This is a genomic window from Paenibacillus sp. NPDC057934, from assembly GCF_042887565.1.
Lineage (GTDB): Bacteria > Bacillota > Bacilli > Paenibacillales > Paenibacillaceae > Paenibacillus_AQ.
On record NZ_JBHVPB010000001.1, the window covers coordinates 864,283 to 886,848 of the forward strand.

A 22,566-nucleotide genomic window follows, 5' to 3' on the forward strand; every position below is an offset into this window, starting at 1 on the left:
GGATGGTTGTGAGTAACCTGCCACGAAACCCGTCACGGCCAGATCAGACTTCATACCGCGAGCCGCATTCTATCCATTTGACGGAAGACCTAGATCAAACTGAACGCGCCGTACGGGATATTTTTGAGGACTGCACGGATGTTATATTCAGACACCTTGAAGTCCAGGGACCCTCCCGGCTGCTCTTCGTCTATCTTCAGGGATTTACCGATCCCCATTTATTGAATCTCGATATTATTAAGCCCTTGAGTGAGCTTCATAGTAACGAGCCCGTTACTGCCGACATTCTAAAAACCTTTGTATCCTCGATTTCTGAACCCATCACTGATATCAATCTGGTGGCGGGCGAGATTGCCTGCGGTGCCATTGTATGTTTCAGTCAAGGGGAAGCCGCGGCGTACAGTATGGAAATCAGCCAGCCTCCCAAACGAAGTATTGAGGAGCCCAGTAATGAGGTTGTGGTGCGGGGACCCCGGGAGGGGTTCATCGAGGATTTGAACACCAATATTACGATGCTCCGTAGAGCACTGCCCAATCCAACGCTGAAGACCGAGGCTTATCGAGTGGGGGAGACCGCCAAGCGAAAGATTGTCATCGCCTACCTTAAGAATGTAGCGCCCGTCGATATCGTGAATGAAGTCAGAGAACGGATTCAGAATATTAAGGCCGATCAAGTATCGAATTATATGGAAGAGTTCATTGAAGAATCCGCGTTCACCCTATTTCCACAGATCCAGAACACAGAGCGGCCAGATATCGTCAGCTCCAGTCTGCTGGAGGGGAAGGTGGCCATTCTTATCGACGGCAATCCGTTTGTGTTGATTCTGCCGATGACGCTTTTGTCCGGTCTTCAGGCGGCTGATGATTATTATGAACGGTTCATCTATACATCGGCGATTCGGGTGGTCCGGCTAATCTTGTTTTTCATCTCCATCTATCTGCCGTCCCTGTACATTTCGATCACTTCCTATCATCCCCAAATGCTGCCGACCAACCTGCTGCTGAGCATATTGACCGCACGTGAAGGGATTCCGCTGCCCGTTGTGTTCGAGGTTCTTATTATGGAGTTTATGTTCGAAGGACTTAGAGAAGCGGGTCTCAGACTTCCGAAGCAGATTGGCTCCGCGGTCAGCATTGTAGGTGCGCTGGTTATTGGACAGGCCGCTGTTCAAGCAGGAATCGTCTCGGCTCCCATGGTAATCGTTGTAGCGGCCACCGGGATTTCCTCGTTTGCAGCTCCCCGCTACAATGTCGGTACAGCTGCGCGCATGCTGCGGTTTCCGATGCTGATCCTTGCTGCCTTGTTCGGCCTGTTCGGGATTATTATGGGATCGATCCTCTTGATTGTTCATCTGACGAACCTTTCTTCATATGGTACACCATATCTGAGTCCACTCGTCGACAGGGAGGGCCAGTCCCTGCGTGATACCTTCATTCGCGCTCCGCGATGGATGATGCATCGCAGACCACGTCCGGCCGTACGGAAATCACCTCCAATGTCCGGTAAACCATCATCAAATCCGCATGAGGAGAGGAATTCATGAGATGGATACTTCTTAGGCTGCTTCCCATGGTTGTCATTTCGTGTCTGCTCACCAGTTGCTGGGACCGGGTGGAGCTTAATGACCGTGCAGTTATTCTTGGATGGGGGATGGACAAAGAGAAGGATGGGCAATATTTGGCCAGTGCAATGATTTTCATCCCACAATCGAATAATACCAACAGCGGTGGGGATTTAGCTTCCCTAAGCAAACACTTTGAGGTATTTACCGGAAAAGGCAGGTCGATTATGGAAGCGGCGAATCAAATCCAGCCCAAGCTGTCACGTACCATCTTTGCCGGTAACCGCCGAATGATTGTCATTGGCGAGAGTATGGCCAGAGACGGGCTGTCCAATATTTTGGACGAATACAGCCGGAATAAAGATGTTCGCCTTAGAACCGATATGGTTATTGTAGAGAAGGGGACAGCCTTAAGTCTACTGGAGATGGTGTATCCGCTCGAGGATTCTCCAGCGACGGGAGCTTTGAAAATACATCAAAACACAGGCGGGCTGGCGGACAAAGCCATGGTATATTTTCTGCAGGCCATTAATGATCCCGGTAAAAGTCCTACACTTCCGCAACTGTCCTTATCCAGCAAGGAGCAATCGCAGAAACAGGAAATGCAAATGACAGGTATTGCGGTCTTTGATAACAACCTGAAAATGAAATATAAACTGAATGTGGATGAGTCGCATTCCTTTTTTTGGCTTACGAAAAAAATCAATAAATTCAGTATCACGGTCCCCATCAAAGAAAAAGGGGTGATCAATGTGGATATGCACCGATTGACAAGCAAAATTGCCGTGAAACTGGTTGACGGAAAACCGCAATTTGAAATAAAACTCAAAGGTGACGTTATGATCGTAGAGAACGAAACTGCGCTGCACTTGGATCAAATGCAGGATTTCAGGAAGGTCAAAGAAGCACTTAATCTGAAATGTAAAACGGATATGGAAGCATTCCTTCACCATATTCAGCAAGAGAAGACGGATGTCGTTGGATTCAACGGTTATATTCACCGCAAATACCCTCGTGTCTGGCACAAGATGGAGCCGACCTGGGACCCTGATTTTGCTCATGTATCTATTAAAGTCCAGGCGAATATGACTCTAAGGCAGATCGGACTCACCGGAACCTCTATCGAAAATGAGGAGGACCCAGACTAGAACAGGGCCTGTTGTATGAAAGTTCATTGATGATTGGATATATCTTCAACCCTGAATTTTACGGTAAAGGTTATGCCACAGAGGCTTGTCAGGCTGTATTGAATTATGCTTTTGCAGAATTAGGGGCACACAGGATCTTGGCTTTATGCAACCCTGACAACGCACCGTCTTGGAGGCTATTAGAGCGTCTGTCGATGCGTCGAGAGGGGCACTTCAAGAAAGAAGCTTTCTTCAAAAAAACGAAAGTGGGAATCTTGTTATAGATTTTCATTGACTTTCTTCAACAACGATTTGAAGGTCTGCCGCTCATCGTCGGAGAGGGATTGAACGATTTCTGCCTCCACCTGTTGAAAAGACTGCTCGAAGGCTTCGATTAGTGCAACGCCTTTGGGCAGTACATAAATATTCTTTTGCCGCTCGTTATGGGCAGGGATTTTACGTTCGATGTATCCCTTTTTTTCTAGACCTTGAAGCATACTGGTGATGCTCGCGCCGCGTACATGGAAACGATCGGAAAGATCCTTCTGAATCAAACCCTTGTCTTGATGTTCATAAATATAGCCAATCATCTTTCCTTGCTGAGAATTTAACCCCAGTTCTTTGATGCTCTCGTCGGCTCGTTTCTTTATCTTAAGTCCGATAAGCTGTAGCAAATCTAGGTAGAGTGTATCTTGCTTGATATCCATTAAGGTATCCTCCTTAGGATCTTAAACGATTATACTTCTAACTGTCAGTAATTGAACTATATAAGGATTTTCTAGGGTTTGTCAACAAACGCCATCAATAACCATCGATCAGAAAGGTTATTGACAGTTTGTTTAAATTAAAGCTATTATAGATACATTAGATCTTTAATTGAAAGATTGAGCTTCTCGCTTAATATGTATTGCCCTTACGACTGCGAAGGACAGTGCTAACTTTCAATCATTTATAGATATAATATGTCTTTATAGTATTTAATATATCCAATGGAGGGATTCAACTTATGATCTACGATTGTGCTATTGTCGGCGGTGGGCCGGCAGGATTAAATGCTGCGCTGGTGCTAGGCAGAACGAGAAAGAGTGTGGCACTTCTTGACAACAGTCAGCCTAGAAACAGCGTGACACATGCCTCTCATGGATACCTTACACAGGATGGGGTTACGCCAGCCGAGTTTCGTCGTATAGCCTATGAAGAAGTGCTGCGTTACCCATCTGTCCAGCATTTGCCGACTGAGGTGATTGATATTCGCAGGACGGATTCTGGTTTTTCTCTATCTACCTCGGCGGGTGAGCCAGTGCTGGCTCGCAAGCTGATTCTGGCTGCCGGGCTAAAAGAGGTGCTTCCCGAGATCAAGGGGCTTCAAGACTTTTACGGCAAAAGTTTGTTCAACTGTCCATTCTGCGATGGATGGGAGCTACGGGATCAGCCGCTTGTTGTTGTCTCAGACAATCCTGCCGTATTCCATAAGGTTAAGCTAGTCATGGGCTACAGCCAGGACATCGTGGTGTGCACGAACGGCTTCGATATTCTGAATGCCCAGCAGCGGGAGAAGCTTGCTTCCAGAGGTATATCTATCGTAGACACACCTGTCGAGGCCTTTTCCGGGAAAAATGGCTTACTGGAACGGGTACATTTCACAGATGGTACCTTTATAGAGCGCAGCGGAGGATTCATTGATCCCAAGCTGCTGCCTAATGCCCGATTTAATGAAGCACTGGATTATCAAATAGCAGAGAACGGTACGGTTATTACTGACGAAATGGGCCGGACCACCGCAACCGGAGTATATGCCGCCGGGGACTCGTCCTATGTGATGCCTTCTCAATTAATTTACGCTGCCTCCTCCGGCAGTAAAGCAGCAGTGAGCGTCGTTGCGGATCTTATGGAAGAGGAATGGCAGTAGGCCTATTACAGCAGGTGTATTTGCTGATTATTTCTTCCCGAACATCTCTTCCCGAACGTTAAAAAGAGCTCCTCACGGTTCGAATGAACTCATGAGGAGCTTCTTGTATTTCAATTTTCATTATGCACATTCATTGTACAAATGTATCAATCATCCATTGCGAGAATAAAGTACACAGGTAAATCTAGTTTGGTGACTAGGGTCGGTAGAGGTTTATCCATAGCTGGCTTATATAAAATATCCACTGAGTAAAATAAACCGCGATAAAAACGGATGATATTTAGTAAGTTGTACTCCGGTCCGAACAAAAAACCATTCCTCAAAATCGATCAGTCTTGCTGCACCTCCATATTTCTGGAGATACTTTCGAGGAGCAAACTGCTCGCCACTCTGGATTTTATCGGTTAATCCTTGCAAATATTTGGCGTCAGTTGTATTGCCGCTTGATTTGGCTTGATCGATTAAGTAGTTCAAAGCCTCCAGTACACTCTCTACGGTATCCGCCGTCTGACCAATTCCTATATAGGCCTCATATTTTTCAGGGGCTTGATGTGCTGCCTGCGTAGCAATATAGGTACCAAAAGAATGACCCATCAGAATAATCTTCTTTTTATCAAAACGATTACTTATGTAATCTGTCAAAGCCAACAAATCTTTCACTAATAGATCATTCGTGAGGTTCGAATAGTCTATTACTTTCGTCCTGCATTGGATCGATGTGCAAGACACGATCTTTCTAGTGCATAAGGAATTGTTATCCATAAAAACATAAATATAGTCGATGAAATTCCTAATTGAGTAAACCCAAACAAATTATCGGGATTATGTCGATAAATAAATATGAAGTTAGTAATTATCAAATTATCAACTCTGGAGGGATACTATTGAACTACGCAACTTTAGGAAAACAATTTATTGCTGGGGAATGGAGAGATGGCAAGAGCGGTAAAACGCTGACCGATATTAATCCATATAATGATGAGGTAATTACCGATTTTCAAATCGCGAGCGTGGCAGACATTGATGATGCTTATCAAGCTGCCTATAAAGCTAAGCTCGAATGGGACAAGATTAACCCGTATCATAAACGTGATATCCTTGAAAATGCGGTTAAATACATTGAAGCGAATGAGGAAGAAATTTCGTCCATTATCGTTCAGGAGCTGGGCGGAACACGCCTGAAAGCTGCTTTTGAGATCGGACTTGTGAAAAATATGGTGAAGGAAGCAGCGACGTTCCCACTTCGAATGGAAGGTAAGATCTTGCCTTCTACAGAAGACGGTAAAGAGAATCGCCTGTACCGCATCCCGGCTGGCGTAGTTGGAGTGATCAGTCCATTTAACTTCCCGTTCTTCTTGTCGATGAAGTCAGTTGCTCCAGCGCTGGGTGCCGGCAATGGCGTAGTGCTGAAGCCGCATGAGGATTCGCCTATTACAGGTGGAACACTGATTGGTAAGATTTTCGAAGAGGCGGGTATACCCAAAGGCCTATTGAATGTTGTAGTCACAGACATTAACGAGATTGGCGATGCGTTCGTCGAGCACCCCATTCCAAGAATTATTTCTTTCACGGGCTCGACGAAGGTCGGAAGCTATATTGGCCAACTAGCCGTCAAGAATTTCAAAAAGCCGCTGCTGGAGCTCGGGGGAAATAGCGCATTCATAGTCCTGGAGGATGCGGATATCGACTATGCGGTACAAGCGGCGACTTTCAGCAGATTCACGCACCAAGGACAGATCTGCATGTCGGCTAACCGGATTTTAGTACATAAGAACATCTATCAAGATTTTGTGGATAAATTCAGCGCGAAAGTCTCTACGCTTACAACAGGTGATCCGAGTGAGCCGGGGATTATCATTGGACCTGTTATCAACAACCGACAAGCAGATACACTGCAGAAGCTGATTGCGAGAGGGATTGAGCAGGGAGCAGTTCCGCTAGTGCATGGCAAAATTACCGGCAGATTGGTGGAACCTACAGTCCTCGCCAATGTCACGCCAGATATGGATGTAGCTCAAGAGGAGCTGTTCGGCCCGGTTGTATGCATCATTCCATTCGAAACGGAAGAAGAAGCTATTAATATTGCCAACGATACACGTTTTGGGCTTAGCGGGGCAATTCACACCTCCAATCTTGAGCGTGGTGTAGAGATGGCGAAGAAGGTTCATACAGGTATGATCCATGTTAACGATGTCACAATTAACGACGAGCCTATTGTAGCTTTTGGCGGGGAGAAGCAGTCCGGGTTGGGCCGCTTGAACGGAGAATGGAGCTTGGATGAATTTACTACGCTGAAATGGATTTCGGTTAATTATGGACAAAGGACATTCCCGTATTAAGAACTGGAGGATAACGTATGAGCACAGTAACTGAAGAGCAAACACAGCATGAGTTGATCAGATCTTTTGTAAAGGTAGCTCCGCTACTGAATAGTCTTACTAATGACGACATCACGATTGGTATTTATGACACCGAGAAGCTGATCATCAACATTCCAGGTAAAACTTTCTCTTTGAATGTCAGCCCTGGTGATCCGCTTCGCGAAGGGGATATTGTAACGAATGCAATCAAGGCTAACAAGCCTTTGTCCGCTGTCGTTCCCAAAGAGTTGTTCGGATTTCCGCTTGCTGCGCACGCGATCCCGCTGCATGATGAACAGGGCAGAGTTATCGGTGGTGTAGGTATGGGGACAAGTCTTGAGAAAGCAAATAAGCTGTTTGAGATGGCCGAGAGCTTCTCGGCAATTGTCGAACAGACCACTGCCTCTATTGAAGAGATCAGCGAAGCTGTAACTCATCTGACCGACCGAGTGACTGACGTTACCACTCAAGTGAAAGACGTTAGCATAAGTGCGCAGCAGATCGGTAAAATTTCCACGGTTGTGAAGGAGATTTCGGATCAGAGTAACATGCTAGGTCTTAATGCGGCCATTGAAGCGGCACGAGCAGGGGAAGTGGGAAGAGGGTTTTCCGTTGTTGCCGATGAAATCCGGAAGCTTGCGACAAGCTCCAAGGAAAATGTGGACCAGATCAATGGTATTACGAACAATATTCAGGAACTTCTGCTACGCTTAAATAATACGTTCACTGATATTCACAAGCTAGCCGATGGTCAATCTGGGGCGATTCAGGAATTCACTGCAACGATCCAGGAGATCAGTGCGAAAGCAGAGGAATTAGCGCAGGTAGCGGAAGAATCGCTTTTCTCCAAAGATAACGGGTAATAAGGCATAATTATAAGAATCCCAATTTCTCATTATTAATATGAGAGATTGGGATTTTTTTGTTACTCTATTGAGGAGAATATCAATCTCTTTCGACTAAATCAAGTGGAATGGCAAGAAGAGAACGCTCTGCGCATTCTGACTTGTGCTGCCGCGATATGCTCTGATAGTGAGTCAATTTCTAGAAGGTTGCAGGAGTTCTAGTATGCGGAAGTAATTCCACCCAATCTCAGTACTCAAGCGTCTCAATTCGTTGTAGTAAATCAGGAGCATATTGATCCGTCTGTCTAAAAGATTTGGAAAGCTCAGTGATGATCGTTCCCATCTCTACAGCAGTAAGCGGCATGCCGCTCATCAGCCAATCAACCATGATGCCAAATGTCCCGCTCAATTGGTACTTCACCGAATATCGATAATAGAGCTGTTTACTTAACTCCTTCTCATCTCCGCACAGCTCATCGCTATAGGCACGTTCCAAACGTTCGAAATGCTTCATCCATAAATGTTCAATATTGGCCTTCATCAGTCTCGTCGTGATTTGGCTCTCTCGCTCCAAACGCTCGAACAAGAGCCGCGGGATAGCATCCTCATTATTCTCACAGTCTATCTTCTTGATGTCCATAATGAATTCATTGAAGAACGTCTCGAGATACGTCTCAATGATGTCATCCTTACTCTTATAATTCCTGTAAAAGGTCTGTCTTGCAACACCCGCTTTGTTCGTAATGGCGGCAATCTTAATCTTCTCATAAGGGATGGTCTCTAAGAGGATCAGCAAGGCTTCCAATATCCATTCTCTGGTGCGTTGAACTTGTATATTGATCTCGCGTTGTGCATGCAACACTTTCACCTCTTTTGTCCATTTTCGCCCATCAGGCGGGGATTACGTTTGAACTCCACTATTATTCAAATTATAATATACTCGCATTAGTCGTAACAAATGTTGCCCTTACTACCAACCTACAGGTGCGAAAGGAATGAACATTATGGGACAAAAATTAGAATGTGGTAAAGCTCTGGTCATCGGAGCAGGCATTGCTGGCTTAATGACTGCACGTGTTCTGTCTGATTATTATGAGGAAGTCCTGATTGTCGAACGAGACGAATTTCCCACAGAACCTGAGAGTCGTTCAGGTGTACCCCAGTCGTTCCATCCCCACCGTGTGCTCCCCCGGGGCAGAATCATTCTAGAACGCTATTTCCCGGGCTATGTAGATACTTTAATTGAGTTGGGCGCTCAACCTACCCAGGGGGAATCTACCGTAACGGTTAATAAGTTTGGGAGTTTGGTCAACCAACCCGCAGATAAAGATGCTTCGAGTAGCAGAGTGCTGCTAGAGTGGGTCCTTTATCAGCGTGTGAAGCAGATTTCTAATGTAAGCTTTCTACCGAACACAGAGGTAAAGGGGTTAATCACTTCAGAGGACCAGCAAACAGTTACGGGGATCTATACGAAATCTCGTGATGAGCTGAAAACAGAATCTTCTTTGACCGCAGATATGGTGGTAGATACAGCGGGTCGTTCTTCTAAAGTGATCAAATGGCTTGAAACCCTTGGACAACAAGTTCCTGAACCAGAAATTCTGAAGGTTCCACTAGGCTACAGCACCCGTTATTATAAAATCCCTCCACATGTTGATCAAAATTGGAAGTCGTTCTTCTATGATACTCAGGCAGGTGAGGGCGTAAGTGCCGTCATGGTGCACCGGATTGAAGATCACATTGCAGGGGCAACCATCGCCAGCACAGGAGGAGAGCATTATCCTTCAACCAACGTGACCGAATTTGAGGAAGAGCTCAAGCAGTTAGTGCCTTCGGAGATCGCAGAGGCTCTCGAACAATTAGAGCCATATCAAGGACCACGGGGTTATCGTTTGGCGGAATCGGTTCGTCAGCATTTTGAGAAGCTGGAGAGCTGGCCTTCAGGATTGTTAGTGCTCGGAGATGCTTTATGTAGCTTCGACCCGATTTATGGGCAAGGCATGACCGTAGCTTCGATTGAAGCGGAGACCCTGGCTACATGCTTGGAAGAGCAGCTTCGCAATCCCCAGCCGGATTTCGAACTCTCTGTGCTAAACAGAATGCAGCAAGCCCTTGAACCCGCATGGTGGCTCAGCTCGGTGTCAGATTTACGTTGGAAAGGTGTCGAGTATGTCTATTCACAGCCTTTGAAAGGCATTACCTTTGCCCAGAAATATATTGATTTGTATACGAAAAAGGCTACTGCCTTGGCTCTTGAAGAGGGGAATCGAGCACTCTTTTTCACCCTGTTCATGATGAATGGATTAGTTCTTCCGCCGCGTGAGTTCTTTAATGCTCATTTATTGACCCTGCTGTTGAATGATAATGGATCCGTGGAAGAGCAGCAATTAAGAGCAGAATTGGGAGAAGAAGATCCGCAGAAGTTCCAAGCCCGGATAGATGAACTCATTCCTTCCTTTGAGGCCGCATATGATGACCGTCTGAAGGAGATGCTGGCCGCGAATTACCAGCACGCGGCAGCGGAATAAGTACTATATTTAACTTCGAGAACGATCGCGCTGGATGGCGATCGTTCTTTTTTGACTATGACAAGGTTTGTCACTATTAATGTGTATACTTTAGCCTGTAAGTTCAACTAGAATCCTATTTTGGAAGGGGAAAGATTACAGGTGTCGAATGCTCATCATGAAATTACAGCAGTGCGGAAATATTTTAAATCCGGAAATCTTCAGCTATCTTACTTAGACTTTGGTGGGGAAAGTCAACAAATACTGGTGATGCTACATGGAGCTATGGCCAATGCCAGAACATTCTCGGAATTAGGTGCTAAATTTAGTAATTGGCGGGTAATTTGTTTAGATCAACGTGGTCATGGTTGGAGTGAGCATGCACCGCAAGACGAATATTCCATAGATCATTATGTAACGGATGTTCTAAATCTAATTCAAACGGAGCTTAGAGGACAACCTGTAACGATCCTGGGGCATTCCTTAGGTGGGGTAAATGCTTATCAGTTCGCCGCCCGTTACCCTGAATGGGTACAGGCTGTGATTGTGGAAGATATTGGTGCAGAGATTCGTTCTGACTTTTCCTTTGCCAACAAACTTCCCTACCGATCAACCTCCTTAAAAGAATTGAGAGATTCGCTTATCAGCGTTGGCCTTCGGGCGATCGATTATTTCGCAGAAAGTGTGCTGGAGGATGAACAGGGCTGGGGGTTCCGCACCGACTTGAAGGGGCTGCAAACTACTATATCGCAAGTAAATGGGGATTGGTGGGAAGACTGGTTATCGTCCAGTTGTCCTATTCTACTGATTCATGGCAGAAAAAGCATCTTTTTCGACTTACCCCAAGCGGAACAGATGGCGGCTAGAAGACCAAACACAAAACTTGCTGTTTTCGAAGATTGCGGACACGGCGTCCATTCCGATGACTTAAACGGATTTTATCAGGTGATGAATGCATTTCTTGAAGATCTAACGCAAATTAGGAAACCAAGTAAACTATTGTAGTGTATTGCCACATGGCTCGCCTTATTCTGAACGAGTTGCCAGCGTTCATCATTTTTGTATTTAGTTGCTTTTATAGCTTTAAAACATTGAAGAAAGATTAAACATATTCCTAATACAACCGCCACTGCTAACAGTACAAATTGATAACTCATTGTTCTTCATCCTCCTCAGGTACAAATACTTTATTAATGGATACATCAAATGCCTTCGCAATGTTGAAAGCCAACTCTAACGATGGTGTGTACTTATACTTCTCAATGGAAATGACTGCTTGTCGTGAGATCCCAACACTTTCTGCCAAATCAGTTTGTGTCCAGTTACGTTCAGCTCGCAAAACTTTAAGACGATTCTTGATCAATGTAACGGGTTCCTTTCTAAATGTAATGAGGTGGTTACACTTAGGTTGTAATCACCTCATTACATTTTGTCAATATAAGGAACACAATACTTAGAAATTGGTTCACCAGAACAGGTGAGATTGTTATAATTAAAGAATTACATAAGGCGAACAAAAGAAATTAATAAAAAGCGAAGATGAGCGAACGGGGAGGTTTGAAACTGTAGGCGCAAAACGCTCGCCTAACTTTCTATAGGAAAACTAGCACCGAATTGTAGTCTGTCAACAGATTTCAACCTCTAGAAGGGTATATCCCCCTTCACCATACGTCGTAACAGTGAAAAAGAGGGGACACCTCCCCAATTAAAAGCATTTTCGTACCTTATTTTTCTTCTATTTAGATAAATGAGTGAAATAAGGTCATTATTGTATCTTATTTTCAAGAAAACACGCTGAAAGGGGTATTTTGGTAGATTTAAGATACAATATTGCACTTAATCTCCACTTACCCTTAGCTGCAGAGGATTTTCACTCACGAAAGTTTTTTAATAAAGGGGAGTCCCGAATATGAATCACAACTATCTACCCGTTGACACCAGAACTTTTGGAATGGATACAGGATATGAACTGGCCTATCTCTTCAGTAAGGGTCGACGCGTTACTTAAGTATAAGGTTGAAAACATCCCGCATCTCAAAACCATTTTTTCTCAATCCGACAGCATTTGGACATACAACATCCGCACCTATTTAATCAAGGAATGGAACACGGAGCTTGTTTCAGAATTGTCTTCAAGTCTACGAGTACTGGCACAAACGATGGATCACTATGAAGATACAGATCTACTGTCCATTGAAATTTTGAATAATCATCGTTTGATAGAAACGGATGAAATAACTGAATTATTCGCAGGAAAATTGCGTGATATAGAAGTAGGTCTTAATAGTTTCACGAAAAAACAAAAAGTCATATTCACGGAGTTAGAGCTTAAAAGGTTACATATTCTAAACACGGACGCCAAGGGAATCTTAAATTACATAAAGCTTAATCGCAAGTCTTTGAATGAAAAAGATCCGCACGAAAACTTGCTTCGCCGTTATCAAAAAATTGATGATCTAGTGCTAGGAGGTTGAAAATGAAAGATACCTATGAATTATTTACCATTAGGACGCAACATAATTCTTTTATTAATTACTCTTATTTAGGCATCGATAAAGTCTCCCGAAATGCCTTTGTGGTTGACCCGTCATGGGATGTGTCGGAGCTCCTCAATCTGCTCAATCAACATGGAGCCTCGCTGGAAGCTATTCTTCTTACTCACTCTCATTCCGATCATACAAATATGGTAGAGACACTAGAAAAGCTCTATGCTCCTTCTGTCTACATGTCTAAAAAAGAAGCGGAGTTCTATCAGTACCACTGCGAACGACTAGTCACCTTTGAAGATAACGAACAGATTTGGATAGGTGATACTCCAATTACTGCTCTAATAACACCCGGACATACTCAAGGCAGTGTGTGTTACTGGAGTGGAAATAGTCTGTTTTCGGGGGATACGATTTTTATCGAAGGGTGTGGCATATGTGACAGCGTAGGCGGGTCCGCCGAAGAGATGTACTATAGTATTCGTAGAATGATTGCTCTTATCCCATCGCACACCAAGGTATATCCGGGTCATTCCTTCGGGGAAGCTCCTGGTAAGGATATGAGTTATCTATACCAATGGAATATATATTTTCAGCTCGACGATATCAATCAATTCGTCAATTTTAGAAATCGGAAGAATAAGGCGATATTCCAATTCAAATAAGGGTGTTTATGACTAAAGCATTGATAAAGAGCTGGCCAATGTATTTCTCTATAGATACACTAAAACGCTCGTGGAGTTTAAATTACAAGAAGAGGTTGCTGGAATTTCCAAGGCGGAATTTGATGATTTTTATGATCTTTGGCTAGGGGGGAAGGAGCAGATTCAAGCTAGTGGATTTGTTATAAAAAGCGGAGGGACAAGGGTTCCGGTGAATAAGACGTTTTACAAAAATCACTTCGTTCTCTCTGCCCTACAGCAAGCTGATTATAGGAAAGCATCAATAGCAATTCATGCAAAACAAAAGACGAGCTGAGAAGCCCGTCTTTTTGTGCTGACTTTGTAGTAATAACCACCTCTTTATTTGGAAATGGGTATGTTCATCACTTTATGACATCCCAGTAGTCCTAAACCGCTTTATCCACCTCTATCATTGGCAATGGAGCTGATTTCATTCCTCTTAAAGTGTAATACATAAATCCCACAACAAGCCACCCAGAGCCCAGCAGCAATGATGAGAGATCCAGCAGCGTGATGAGATAAAATACAAATCCTGCGCCGATAAGCGGGCAGAGAAAACGTAAGAGAAGATCTTGCAGAGAACGTCGCTTTTGACGAATGATGTAATGAAAAATGACGGAGAGATTCACGAACAGGAATGCGGTTAATGCGCCAAAATTAACAAATTTGATCGCGGTTTCGAGGCTGATGAAGATCGCAGACAACGAGATTATGCTTGCTAGAATAATGTTGAATACAGGGGTTCGTAATGTAGGGTGGACAGATGCGAATTTTCGCGGCAATAGAGAGGTTCTGCCCATTACGAACAATAGCCGGGTTACGGTCGTCATGGAAGACATTCCTTGGGACAATACGGAGAAAATAATGACAAAGGTGAAGATGGAAGCAAGCAGACTGCCTCCGATGGATTGCATCAGTTCAAATCCTGCGGAATCCACATTGGTGGAGGTGAAGGAAGGGTACATTTGCTGAATGAGGTAAGCCGTGCCGAAATACATTAAACCTGCCAACAAAACGATCACTAAAATGGCACGGGGAATGGTTTTCTTCGGATTTTTGGTTTCTTCGGCCATCGTAGTAATGGAATCAAACCCAAGGAAAGAGAAGCAGACAAGCGAAGCACCGGCAAGGATGGATGAGAAAGATACACCTTCTTTAGCTGCAAAAGGGTTCAATCCGGCAGTTATACCGCCTTGCAGAGCTCTGTACACAAGCAAGGCGCAGAACCCGGCAATGAAGATGATCTGCATCAGCACAAAGATTTTGCTAACGTTGGCTGAAGTCTTAATCCCGATGATATTAATGATCATGACTACAAGGGTACATCCAACAATCCAGACGGAGGAAGGAATGGAAGTGAACTGCGCATGCAGATTAATCCCGAACATGAGCACTGCAATGATACAAGAGAATAGATAATCCAGCAGAATGGCCCAGCCCACCAGGAAGCCAATGAAAGGATTCATGGACTTGGTAACATACGTATACGCGGAACCTGACACAGGGAAGGCACGAGCCATTTGACCATAACTTAAAGCCGTGAACAAGATCGCTACAAAAGCCAGGAGATATGCAGCCAGTAGCATACCGCCAGATCCTGCATACAACACACCGAAGCTGGTGAAAAAAATCATGGGCGACATCCAGGACAATCCCATGGTCACGACATGCACTAGAGATAAATTTCTTTTCAAGGTCAGATTATCTGACATAAAATCTCCTCCTTCAGTTTGCGATGAACTCGTTGCTGTTTTTAACCAATGTCATGACACCTCACATTAAATCAAGGTTTTTCATAAAATACAAGAGTTTTTTCTTCTGTTTTCAAAAAAATAAGCAATAACCTAACATTAAAATCGTCGATATTATTGAAAAAATTAAAAAAACGAAATATTTTGTTGTCGTGATTTTTATTTTATGTTAGGATTGTTTACACAAACCGAATAACAAATGTTTTCTAGGGTTCCGAACTACTTTGACGGTTGGCTGGTCCGAGAGAAAACGCATAGTTGCCACTTTGCAACTGTGTACACGGCGGGAAAAAAGCCCGGGAGAATTTACCAAGTCTTATCTTTGGTATTTCTCCCGGGCTTTTTTATTTTTTTCACTAACAGGAGGGAATGACATGAGTTCAATCCGTATTCAAGCAGGCGGCAAATGGTCCGGTTATATTCGCAGAGGGAAAAACATTGTAATAACAGCAGCTGGTGAACGCGTCAATCTGACAGCTCTGCTATTTCATGCATCTGATCCTTCCGAGCGTTATAACATGCCTGACACCCTAAAGGCTCAACATACCGCTTATTTGACAGCGGGCCATGTGCTCATGAGTGATCAGGGCCGGGTGCTAGCCTCGATCACCGATGATACGGTGGGCTGGCACGACACTTTAGCAGGCTATACGACCCGAGTCATGACGGATCGGAAATATGGTTACAGCCGGTATCAGGATGTACGTAATGCCTGGCTCCGCAGCGGTTATGAGAATTTGATCGTTGAAATGTACCGGCATGGGCTTGCCCCCCGCGATCTCAGTATTCCAGTGAACTTTTTTTCCAAAGTGGTATGTGAGCTGGACGGTACCATGCGATATGAGCAGCAGCCAACGGCAGGTAAGTCTGTTACGCTTCGCACAGAAATGGATGTCCTTCTCGTGTTGTCTAACACCCCTAATCCGCTGAATCCGAATGCAAGCTACCCCGATGCTGCCATTGAACTCCTGTTCAGTGATGCTGAGACCGTAAGAGCTGATGACCGCTGCGTGGTCCACTGTAATGAGAACCGGAGAGCTTTTGAAAATACATGGAACGCCTATTCGTTATTGAAGGGAGCGAACTAACATGAGTACTTATACATTTGAACCCATCCACAGCACGCTCGACCCGGCCAAAGCAGTTTATGACTCAATCATTCCGGCAGGTGAAGGATGGATTCATGACCTCTCTGCCGGGCAGGTGCTCCGAATCCTTGATCTGGAAGGTAATCAAGCGGTGGATACGTTGTTTTACGCGGCTGAAGATCCTGCAGATCACTATAGTGCTATTCAGACGATCACCAGACAGCAGAATCTGTATTTGACGACAGGCTCAGTGCTGGTGGCTGAATCCGGAAGGGAGCTGCTGCGTATCACCGCAGATACTTGCGGACGGCACGATACGATTGGAGGGGCCTGCTCGGCCCAGAGCAATACCGTCCGTTATTCTCACGATACGCTTCCCATGCATAATTGCCGGGATACGTTTATGTTGATGCTCTCGGGCCGGAGTGAATTTTCCAAAAGGGATCTCGTGCCCAATGTGAACTTTTTTATGAATGTCCCTGTAACGCCGGAAGGCGAGCTAACCTTCGCAGATGGCGTGTCCGGGCCGGGACGTTATGTGGAGCTGGTCGCGCTTGTTCGCGTAACCGTGCTGATCAGTAACTGTCCGCAGCTCAATAACCCATGCAATGCATACAACCCAACACCTGCACAAGTGCTGATCTGGGATGCAGAAGGGAGTGAGACTCATGTTTAAAAAAGTACTCATTGCCAATCGCGGTGCCATCGCAGTCAGAATTATTCGTACACTGCGCAGCATGGGGATTGCCTCCGTTGCAGTGTATACCAAAGCAGACCGGGACAGCCTTCATGTTGAACTAGCGGACGAATCTATCCTGATCGGAGAAGGTCCGGCTAAAGAAAGCTATGTGAACGCAGAGCTTATTTTGCAGACAGCAGTAGCAGCCGGAGCAGATGCCATCCATCCGGGTTACGGGTTCCTGAGTGAGAATGCTTCTTTTGCCAGGGCCTGCGGAGAACAGGGCATTACTTTTATTGGCCCCTCCCCTGAGCATATTGAGATGTTTGGGTTAAAACATACCGCACGTTCCATTGCTGAGCAGGCTGGTGTTCCCATGCTGCCCGGTACGGGTCTGGTTCCGTCCCTGGAGCTGGCTGCCGAACAGGCTGCTGCGATCGGCTATCCGGTCATGCTCAAAAGCACAGCTGGTGGCGGTGGGATTGGGATGAGAATATGCGCCGATGAATCCGCGCTGCGGGAAGCCTATGATTCCGTGACACGTCTGGCAACGGCGAACTTTAATGATGGCGGTGTTTTTCTGGAGAAATACATTGCACGGGCACGTCATGTGGAGGTTCAAATCTTCGGGAATGCCTTTGGCGAAGCTGTTGCTCTTGGTGAGCGGGACTGCTCAGTGCAACGGCGGAACCAGAAGATCATAGAGGAGACCCCTGCTCCGAATCTGCCGGATAGCACGCGGCATGAGATGCATGAAAGCGCCCAGCGCCTGGCGGCTGCAGCCGGTTACCGCAGTGCGGGGACCGTGGAGTTTTTATACGATCCTGAATCGACGGAATTTTATTTCCTGGAGGTGAATACTCGTCTTCAGGTGGAGCATGGTGTAACAGAGGAGGTACTGGGAGTAGATCTGGTGGAGTGGATGATCTTAGAGGCTGCCGGAGATCTTACGAATCTCGACGAAAGCATCCGGCCTCCGCAAGGTCATAGTCTTCAAGTCCGATTGTACGCCGAGGATTGCTTTCATGATTTCCGCCCTAGTGATGGGCGCATTGATAATATTGTATGGCCAGAAGGGACGAGGATCGAATCGTGGATTCAAAACGGTCTAGAAGTGACTACACTATATGATCCAATGCTTGCCAAAATCATTGTTCATGCGGATTCAAGACTTGCGGCTATTGAGAAAATGAAGATGGCGCTCGATCAATTGCGCGTGTATGGCATAACGACGAATCAGACTTACATTCATGCTTTTCTGGCCACGGACCTGTTTCAAGAAGGATTGGTGTATACAAATATGCTGAATGGATTCCATCCTGCTCAACATGCACTTGAAGTGCTTGACGGGGGCGTTCAGACGACTGTACAAGACTATCCGGGGCGAAAAGGCTATTGGGATATCGGGGTTCCGCCTTCCGGACCGATGGATGCTCTGTCCTTTAGAATCGGGAATATCTTGCTCGGAAATGCCGATCATGCAGCAGGGCTGGAAATGACCTTGCGTGGCGGGTCCTACCGCTTCAGAAATGAGATGGTATTTTGCCTCACCGGATCAGATATGGCGGCTACGCTGGATGGCAAGTCTGTTCCTTTATATACACCAACGCTGGCAGCTACAGGATCGACGCTGATTTTGAATGAATCTGTTAGCGGCATGCGCAGCTACTTGCTCGTAGGCGGCGGATTGGATATGCCCCTAACTCTTGGCAGCGCCTCTACATTTACACTGGGCGGATTCGGGGGCCACATGGGCAGTGCACTTCGTCCCGGTGCGGTCTTGAGGGTGCATCGCCATCAGGGTACAATCCAGCAACCGCTCTCGCTGCAAGCGATTCCTGAATTTACACAGAAGTGGACCATTGGTGTGATTCCGGGGCCTCATTGTACGGAGGAGTATTTGCTAACTGAATATTTGACGCAATTAACGGAGACGGAGTGGGAAGTGCATTTTAACAGCTCACGGACAGGAGTGCGGCTGAACGGTCCTGCGCCATTATGGGCAAGGGAAGACGGTGGGGATGCAGGACTTCACCCCTCGAATATACACGATAATGCTTATGCTGTCGGTGCGCTGGATTTGACCGGAGACATGCCCATACTGCTTGGTCCGGATGGACCGAGCCTGGGAGGGTTCGTATGTCCAGTTACAACGGCTTCCGCCGAATTCTGGAAGGTGGGCCAGCTGCGTCCGGGCGACAAAATCTCTTTTAAACTGATTACGGTGGAAGAAGCAGAGCAGCTAAGAGAAGAGCAAAATGCCTTCCTGGACGCCTTGGTGAACGGTCAAAACACCCTGTCTCTGCCGCAATTGCAGGATATTTCTACGGGTGATTATATGCCACTGCTTGCTTATGAAGAGGATGGACGCCGGTTCAAAATCGGGATTCGTTGTTCTGGCGACGAGAACATTCTGATTGAGTATGGTGACCGTGAGCTGGATCTGCTCTACCGCTTTCAGGTGTATGTCTTAATGCAGGCTGTGAAGGATAGCGGCAGCATTCCTTTTATTGAAATGACGCCGGGAATCCGTTCGCTCCAGATTCATCTGGATACGGCCCGGATTACAGTGAAGGAAGCAGCTGCGATCATTCTGGATCTGGACCTGCAACTGCCGTCTCTGGAATCGATCGAAGTCCCTTCCCGGATTGTGAAGCTGCCATTGTCATGGGATGATCCCGCAACACAGCTTGCCATTGAACGTTATCAGCAAAATGTACGTCCTGATGCCCCTTGGTGCCCGAGTAATCTGGAGTTTATTCGTCGCATGAACGGACTGGGCTCATTGGAAGAAGTTGCAGAGGTGGTATTCAACGCTTCTTATCTCGTGATGGGGCTTGGAGATGTATATCTCGGGGCACCTGTAGCTGTACCGCTTGATCCGCGTCATCGGCTCGTGACAACCAAATATAATCCTGCACGTACCTGGACACCGGAGAATGCCGTAGGTATTGGTGGAGCTTATCTCTGTATCTACGGAATGGAAGGACCGGGGGGATATCAGTTTGTTGGGCGGACGGTGCAAATGTGGAACAAGTTTAGGTCTACAGCGAATTTTGAGCAGGGAAAACCTTGGCTGCTGCGCTTTTTTGACCAAATTCAATTTTACCCCGTGTCCCAGGAAGAATTGCTGTGGATGAGAGAGGAGTTTCCACGTGGGGAATTCGTTGTGGAGGTAGAAGAGACTACATTTAACCTGGGGAATTATCTCCGTTGGCTCGAGCAGATTCAGGAGCAGTCATTCGCTTTCCGTCAATCACAACAAGCTGCATTCCAGCAGGAGAGAGCCTATTGGAAGGAGCTTGGCATTGCAGAGCATGTGTCTGAACCGGAAAGTGTGGAAGCCTTGGAAGAGCAAGATCTGCCAGAAGGAAGTATGGGCCTCAGCAGCTCTATGTCCGGAAGTGTATGGCGGGTGCTGGTGGAAGTGGGTCAGAGTGTTCGAAAAGGCGAAGACCTTATAATAGAAGAGAGTATGAAGATGGAGTTCCCGCAAAAGGCGCCTTATGACGGAATTATCGCTTCGCTCTATGTGTCATCCGGTGACCAGGTGCGAGCGGGCGACTGTATCGCAGCCTTGTATCCAACCGAGGAGGTGAATGCTTCATGACAATGAAATCTGTACCTGCACTGTTGTCCATTGAAGTTCTGCAAAAGGGATACCGTAACCGTCAGTTTACGCCTCAGGATGTCATTGCAGCAATTATACACCGGGCCGAGCAGACTCTGGAGAAGAACATCTGGATTCTCCCGCCATCCTTAGAGCGAATTCAACCTTACTTGGATCAACTGGTGCAAAAGAATCCGAAAGACTGCCCACTTTGGGGCATTCCGTTTGCGGTCAAAGACAATATCGAGGTGGCTGGCTGGCCGCTGAGTGCGGCCTGTCCTGACTTTACTTATATCCCGGAGCATCACGCGACTGTAGTAGAACGCCTAATCTCGGCAGGTGCGATCCCTGTTGGTAAAAGCAATCTGGATCAGTTCGCAACCGGACTGGTCGGCACCAGAAGTCCCTATGGCGATACGCATAACGCACTTCGTGCGGAGTTGATTAGCGGAGGTTCGAGTTCAGGTTCGGCAGTGTCTGTAGCCTGCGGTCAGGCTGCTTTTGCGCTGGGTACTGATACTGCAGGATCTGGGCGCGTCCCCGCAGCCTTAAATCATCTGATCGGTTATAAACCAGCCGTGGGCGCATGGCCTACCAAGGGTGTACTCCCTGCTTGCCGTTCTATTGACTGTGTGACTGTATTTACACATGTGCTGGACGATGCGGAGCGGGTGGACCTGGCAGTTCGCGGAATAGACCGCGAAGATCCTTATTCGATTGATCGTCCCCTGCGGCGGGGAGCTATGCCCAGCACCTTTTTGCTTCCTCAAGGGTCGCTTCAGTTCTACGGGCCTTATGCGGAGCAATACGAAGAGGCTTGGAATCGCAAGAAAAAAGCAATAGCAGAGATGGGCGTGCGTGTGAAGGAAGTTGACATTTCCTTGTTGGAGGAAGCCGCGGCACTCTTATATGAAGGTCCTTTGGTTGCAGAACGTTGGGCGGATCTTGCGGATTTTGTGGAGAAGCATCAAGGCTCCGTCTTCCCGGTGACTGAAATGGTTCTACGCTCGGGCAGCAAGCCGGAGTTCACGTCTGCCGCTCTGTTCAAGGCACAGCATAGATTAGCTAAGATTCGACCGAGTATTGCTGCAATGCTTGAAGGTAACGTGCTCGTGTTGCCCACTTGCGGTGGAACCTGGACAAGGGAACAAGTAAAGGCGAATCCGATCGAGACGAATAGTAAAATGGGACTCTACACCAATCATTGCAATTTGCTCGATCTTAGTGCCCTTGCGCTTCCTGCGGGGTGGGCTGAAGCAGGGCTTCCCTTTGGGATAACCCTGTTCGCACTGCCAGAAGAAGAAGCTAACCTAGTGGTTGCCTCCAGAATCCTGCTTCAGCAGGAAGACAGGATTACGGTTGTGGTGTGTGGATTGCATATGCGGGATATGCCGCTTGCGCATCAAATGACGGGACTGGGAGCTGTTTTTCTGGAAGAAACCATAACCGCACCTAAATATGAATTGTATAAACTTCAGACGGAGCCACCTAAACCGGGCCTCATCCGTGCAGACCAAGGAGGATCGGCTATCCTTGTAGAGTTGTGGGAAATGCCACGTGCTTCCTTTGGTGTATTTACGGCCTCCATTCCTGCTCCACTAGGTATAGGGCAAGTGGAGTTAAGCGATGGCCGGCATGTTAGCGGCTTTCTATGTGAGTCCTATGCTGCTCTGAATGCAGAGAATATTAGCTCATTTGGAGGATGGAGAGAAGCGGTTTTGGTCAGATGATGTTTTGTATGGAATAAAAGTAGTTACACAACGTCATCCACGCAGCCTGTTCTGATGTTAAACTCACGCCTGAGAGCTAACGGACAAAAACATAGATAATAAGAAACAGACAGTCAGACGAGAACCTGGCTGTCTGCTTCATATGTTTCATCTAACAATGGAAATGTGGCAGAATAAAAAAGCATAAAGTATAAAATAATAAAAACTGTTGACGAATCTGAAAACGTTT

At 46.4% G+C, this 22,566-nt stretch carries 20 protein-coding genes and 1 riboswitch; of the genes, 15 read left to right on the forward strand and 5 right to left on the reverse strand.

The window, feature by feature from the left end; all coding sequences use genetic code 11:
• The first annotated feature begins 2 nt into the window (after positions 1–2).
• The 3 genes from ACFVRY_RS04135 to ACFVRY_RS04145 are packed head-to-tail and all read left to right on the forward strand — an operon-like array spanning position 3 to position 2,973.
• The gene (locus tag ACFVRY_RS04135) at positions 3–1,544 is read left to right on the forward strand and encodes a spore germination protein (RefSeq protein ID WP_387497565.1); all 1,542 of its coding nucleotides are present in this window, start codon (positions 3–5) and stop codon (positions 1,542–1,544) included.
• The gene (locus ACFVRY_RS04140; protein WP_387497567.1) at positions 1,541–2,710 is read left to right on the forward strand and encodes a Ger(x)C family spore germination protein; all 1,170 of its coding nucleotides are present in this window, start codon (positions 1,541–1,543) and stop codon (positions 2,708–2,710) included. The genes ACFVRY_RS04135 and ACFVRY_RS04140 overlap by 4 nt, the downstream gene beginning before the upstream one ends.
• 29 nt (positions 2,711–2,739) lie before the next feature.
• The gene (locus tag ACFVRY_RS04145) at positions 2,740–2,973 is read left to right on the forward strand and encodes a GNAT family N-acetyltransferase (RefSeq protein WP_387497569.1); all 234 of its coding nucleotides are present in this window, start codon (positions 2,740–2,742) and stop codon (positions 2,971–2,973) included.
• On the opposite strand, the gene ACFVRY_RS04150 is transcribed toward ACFVRY_RS04145, so the two are convergent.
• Positions 2,968–3,396 (reverse strand): MarR family winged helix-turn-helix transcriptional regulator, encoded by a 429-nt coding sequence (locus ACFVRY_RS04150; protein ID WP_387497571.1) that lies wholly within the window; start codon positions 3,394–3,396, stop codon positions 2,968–2,970. The genes ACFVRY_RS04145 and ACFVRY_RS04150 overlap by 6 nt on opposite strands.
• Positions 3,397–3,695: 299 nt before the next feature.
• Here ACFVRY_RS04150 and ACFVRY_RS04155 point away from each other — a divergent pair, with 299 nt between their 5' ends.
• Positions 3,696–4,598 carry an NAD(P)/FAD-dependent oxidoreductase gene (locus ACFVRY_RS04155; RefSeq protein WP_387497573.1) on the forward strand — a complete coding sequence of 301 codons (903 nt, stop codon included), beginning with the start codon at positions 3,696–3,698 and terminating at the stop codon, positions 4,596–4,598.
• Between the two features lie 228 nt (positions 4,599–4,826).
• Here ACFVRY_RS04155 and ACFVRY_RS04160 read toward each other — a convergent pair whose 3' ends face one another.
• Entirely contained in the window at positions 4,827–5,258 is a 432-nt protein-coding gene (locus ACFVRY_RS04160) for an alpha/beta hydrolase (RefSeq protein ID WP_387497575.1), read from the reverse strand.
• A 164-nt stretch (positions 5,259–5,422) separates the two neighbouring features.
• Between ACFVRY_RS04160 and yfmT the strand changes: the two genes are divergently transcribed.
• Positions 5,423–6,937, forward strand: coding sequence for a benzaldehyde dehydrogenase (yfmT, locus tag ACFVRY_RS04165; RefSeq protein WP_387497765.1), 1,515 nt, complete (start codon positions 5,423–5,425; stop codon positions 6,935–6,937).
• A 17-nt stretch (positions 6,938–6,954) separates the two neighbouring features.
• Complete coding sequence (locus tag ACFVRY_RS04170; RefSeq protein WP_387497577.1) at positions 6,955–7,821, forward strand: methyl-accepting chemotaxis protein; 867 nt, start codon at positions 6,955–6,957, stop codon at positions 7,819–7,821.
• Between the two features lie 229 nt (positions 7,822–8,050).
• Here the strand turns inward: ACFVRY_RS04170 and ACFVRY_RS04175 are convergent, their stop codons facing one another.
• On the reverse strand, positions 8,051–8,662 hold the full coding sequence (locus tag ACFVRY_RS04175; protein ID WP_387497579.1) for a TetR/AcrR family transcriptional regulator: 612 nt from the start codon (positions 8,660–8,662) through the stop codon (positions 8,051–8,053).
• A gap of 136 nt (positions 8,663–8,798) precedes the next feature.
• On the opposite strand from ACFVRY_RS04175, the gene ACFVRY_RS04180 reads away from it, so the two are divergent.
• Both ACFVRY_RS04180 and ACFVRY_RS04185 read left to right on the forward strand, forming a co-directional pair.
• A complete protein-coding gene (locus tag ACFVRY_RS04180; RefSeq protein ID WP_387497581.1) occupies positions 8,799–10,331 on the forward strand; it encodes an FAD-dependent oxidoreductase in 1,533 nt (510 codons plus the stop codon).
• A gap of 141 nt (positions 10,332–10,472) precedes the next feature.
• A complete protein-coding gene (locus tag ACFVRY_RS04185; protein ID WP_387497583.1) occupies positions 10,473–11,315 on the forward strand; it encodes an alpha/beta fold hydrolase in 843 nt (280 codons plus the stop codon).
• 148 nt (positions 11,316–11,463) lie between these two features.
• On the opposite strand, the gene ACFVRY_RS04190 is transcribed toward ACFVRY_RS04185, so the two are convergent.
• Positions 11,464–11,673: a helix-turn-helix transcriptional regulator gene (locus ACFVRY_RS04190; RefSeq protein WP_387497585.1), complete on the reverse strand. Its 210-nt coding sequence runs from the start codon at positions 11,671–11,673 to the stop codon at positions 11,464–11,466.
• Between the two features lie 568 nt (positions 11,674–12,241).
• On the opposite strand from ACFVRY_RS04190, the gene ACFVRY_RS04195 reads away from it, so the two are divergent.
• From ACFVRY_RS04195 to ACFVRY_RS04205, 3 genes are all read left to right on the forward strand, one after another.
• Positions 12,242–12,784, forward strand: a complete 543-nt coding sequence (locus ACFVRY_RS04195) for a DUF5071 domain-containing protein (RefSeq protein WP_387497587.1) — start codon at positions 12,242–12,244, stop codon at positions 12,782–12,784.
• 2 nt (positions 12,785–12,786) lie between these two features.
• A complete protein-coding gene (locus ACFVRY_RS04200) occupies positions 12,787–13,461 on the forward strand; it encodes an MBL fold metallo-hydrolase (protein ID WP_387497589.1) in 675 nt (224 codons plus the stop codon).
• Positions 13,462–13,531: 70 nt separating this feature from the next.
• Positions 13,532–13,774, forward strand: a complete 243-nt coding sequence (locus ACFVRY_RS04205) for a hypothetical protein (RefSeq protein ID WP_387497591.1) — start codon at positions 13,532–13,534, stop codon at positions 13,772–13,774.
• Between the two features lie 91 nt (positions 13,775–13,865).
• Here the strand turns inward: ACFVRY_RS04205 and ACFVRY_RS04210 are convergent, their stop codons facing one another.
• Positions 13,866–15,191 (reverse strand): APC family permease, encoded by a 1,326-nt coding sequence (locus ACFVRY_RS04210; protein ID WP_387497593.1) that lies wholly within the window; start codon positions 15,189–15,191, stop codon positions 13,866–13,868.
• A 234-nt stretch (positions 15,192–15,425) separates the two neighbouring features.
• Positions 15,426–15,535: riboswitch (guanidine-I (ykkC/yxkD leader) on the forward strand.
• A 69-nt stretch (positions 15,536–15,604) separates the two neighbouring features.
• Between ACFVRY_RS04210 and ACFVRY_RS04215 the strand changes: the two genes are divergently transcribed.
• From ACFVRY_RS04215 to ACFVRY_RS04230, 4 genes are read left to right on the forward strand one after another with little or no spacing between them, the layout of a single operon-like run.
• Entirely contained in the window at positions 15,605–16,318 is a 714-nt protein-coding gene (locus ACFVRY_RS04215; protein WP_387497595.1) for an urea amidolyase associated protein UAAP1, read from the forward strand.
• Position 16,319: 1 nt separating this feature from the next.
• A complete protein-coding gene (locus tag ACFVRY_RS04220) occupies positions 16,320–16,994 on the forward strand; it encodes an urea amidolyase associated protein UAAP2 (RefSeq protein ID WP_387497597.1) in 675 nt (224 codons plus the stop codon).
• Entirely contained in the window at positions 16,987–20,607 is a 3,621-nt protein-coding gene (gene uca, locus ACFVRY_RS04225) for an urea carboxylase (RefSeq protein ID WP_387497599.1), read from the forward strand. The genes ACFVRY_RS04220 and uca overlap by 8 nt, the downstream gene beginning before the upstream one ends.
• Positions 20,604–22,337, forward strand: coding sequence for an allophanate hydrolase (locus tag ACFVRY_RS04230; protein WP_387497601.1), 1,734 nt, complete (start codon positions 20,604–20,606; stop codon positions 22,335–22,337). The genes uca and ACFVRY_RS04230 overlap by 4 nt, the downstream gene beginning before the upstream one ends.
• Positions 22,338–22,566 lie beyond the last annotated feature (229 nt).

Coding starts and splice junctions, on each gene's coding strand:
- ACFVRY_RS04135 (WP_387497565.1), top strand. CDS start 3: ATGGTTGTGAGTAACCTGCCACGAAACCCGTCACGGCCAGATCAGACT.
- ACFVRY_RS04140 (WP_387497567.1), top strand. CDS start 1,541: ATGAGATGGATACTTCTTAGGCTGCTTCCCATGGTTGTCATTTCGTGT.
- ACFVRY_RS04145 (WP_387497569.1), top strand. CDS start 2,740: ATGATTGGATATATCTTCAACCCTGAATTTTACGGTAAAGGTTATGCC.
- ACFVRY_RS04150 (WP_387497571.1), bottom strand. CDS start 3,396: ATGGATATCAAGCAAGATACACTCTACCTAGATTTGCTACAGCTTATC.
- ACFVRY_RS04155 (WP_387497573.1), top strand. CDS start 3,696: ATGATCTACGATTGTGCTATTGTCGGCGGTGGGCCGGCAGGATTAAAT.
- yfmT (WP_387497765.1), top strand. CDS start 5,423: ATGTCGATAAATAAATATGAAGTTAGTAATTATCAAATTATCAACTCT.
- ACFVRY_RS04170 (WP_387497577.1), top strand. CDS start 6,955: ATGAGCACAGTAACTGAAGAGCAAACACAGCATGAGTTGATCAGATCT.
- ACFVRY_RS04180 (WP_387497581.1), top strand. CDS start 8,799: ATGAACATTATGGGACAAAAATTAGAATGTGGTAAAGCTCTGGTCATC.
- ACFVRY_RS04200 (WP_387497589.1), top strand. CDS start 12,787: ATGAAAGATACCTATGAATTATTTACCATTAGGACGCAACATAATTCT.
- ACFVRY_RS04210 (WP_387497593.1), bottom strand. CDS start 15,191: ATGTCAGATAATCTGACCTTGAAAAGAAATTTATCTCTAGTGCATGTC.
- ACFVRY_RS04215 (WP_387497595.1), top strand. CDS start 15,605: ATGAGTTCAATCCGTATTCAAGCAGGCGGCAAATGGTCCGGTTATATT.
- ACFVRY_RS04220 (WP_387497597.1), top strand. CDS start 16,320: ATGAGTACTTATACATTTGAACCCATCCACAGCACGCTCGACCCGGCC.
- uca (WP_387497599.1), top strand. CDS start 16,987: ATGTTTAAAAAAGTACTCATTGCCAATCGCGGTGCCATCGCAGTCAGA.
- ACFVRY_RS04230 (WP_387497601.1), top strand. CDS start 20,604: ATGACAATGAAATCTGTACCTGCACTGTTGTCCATTGAAGTTCTGCAA.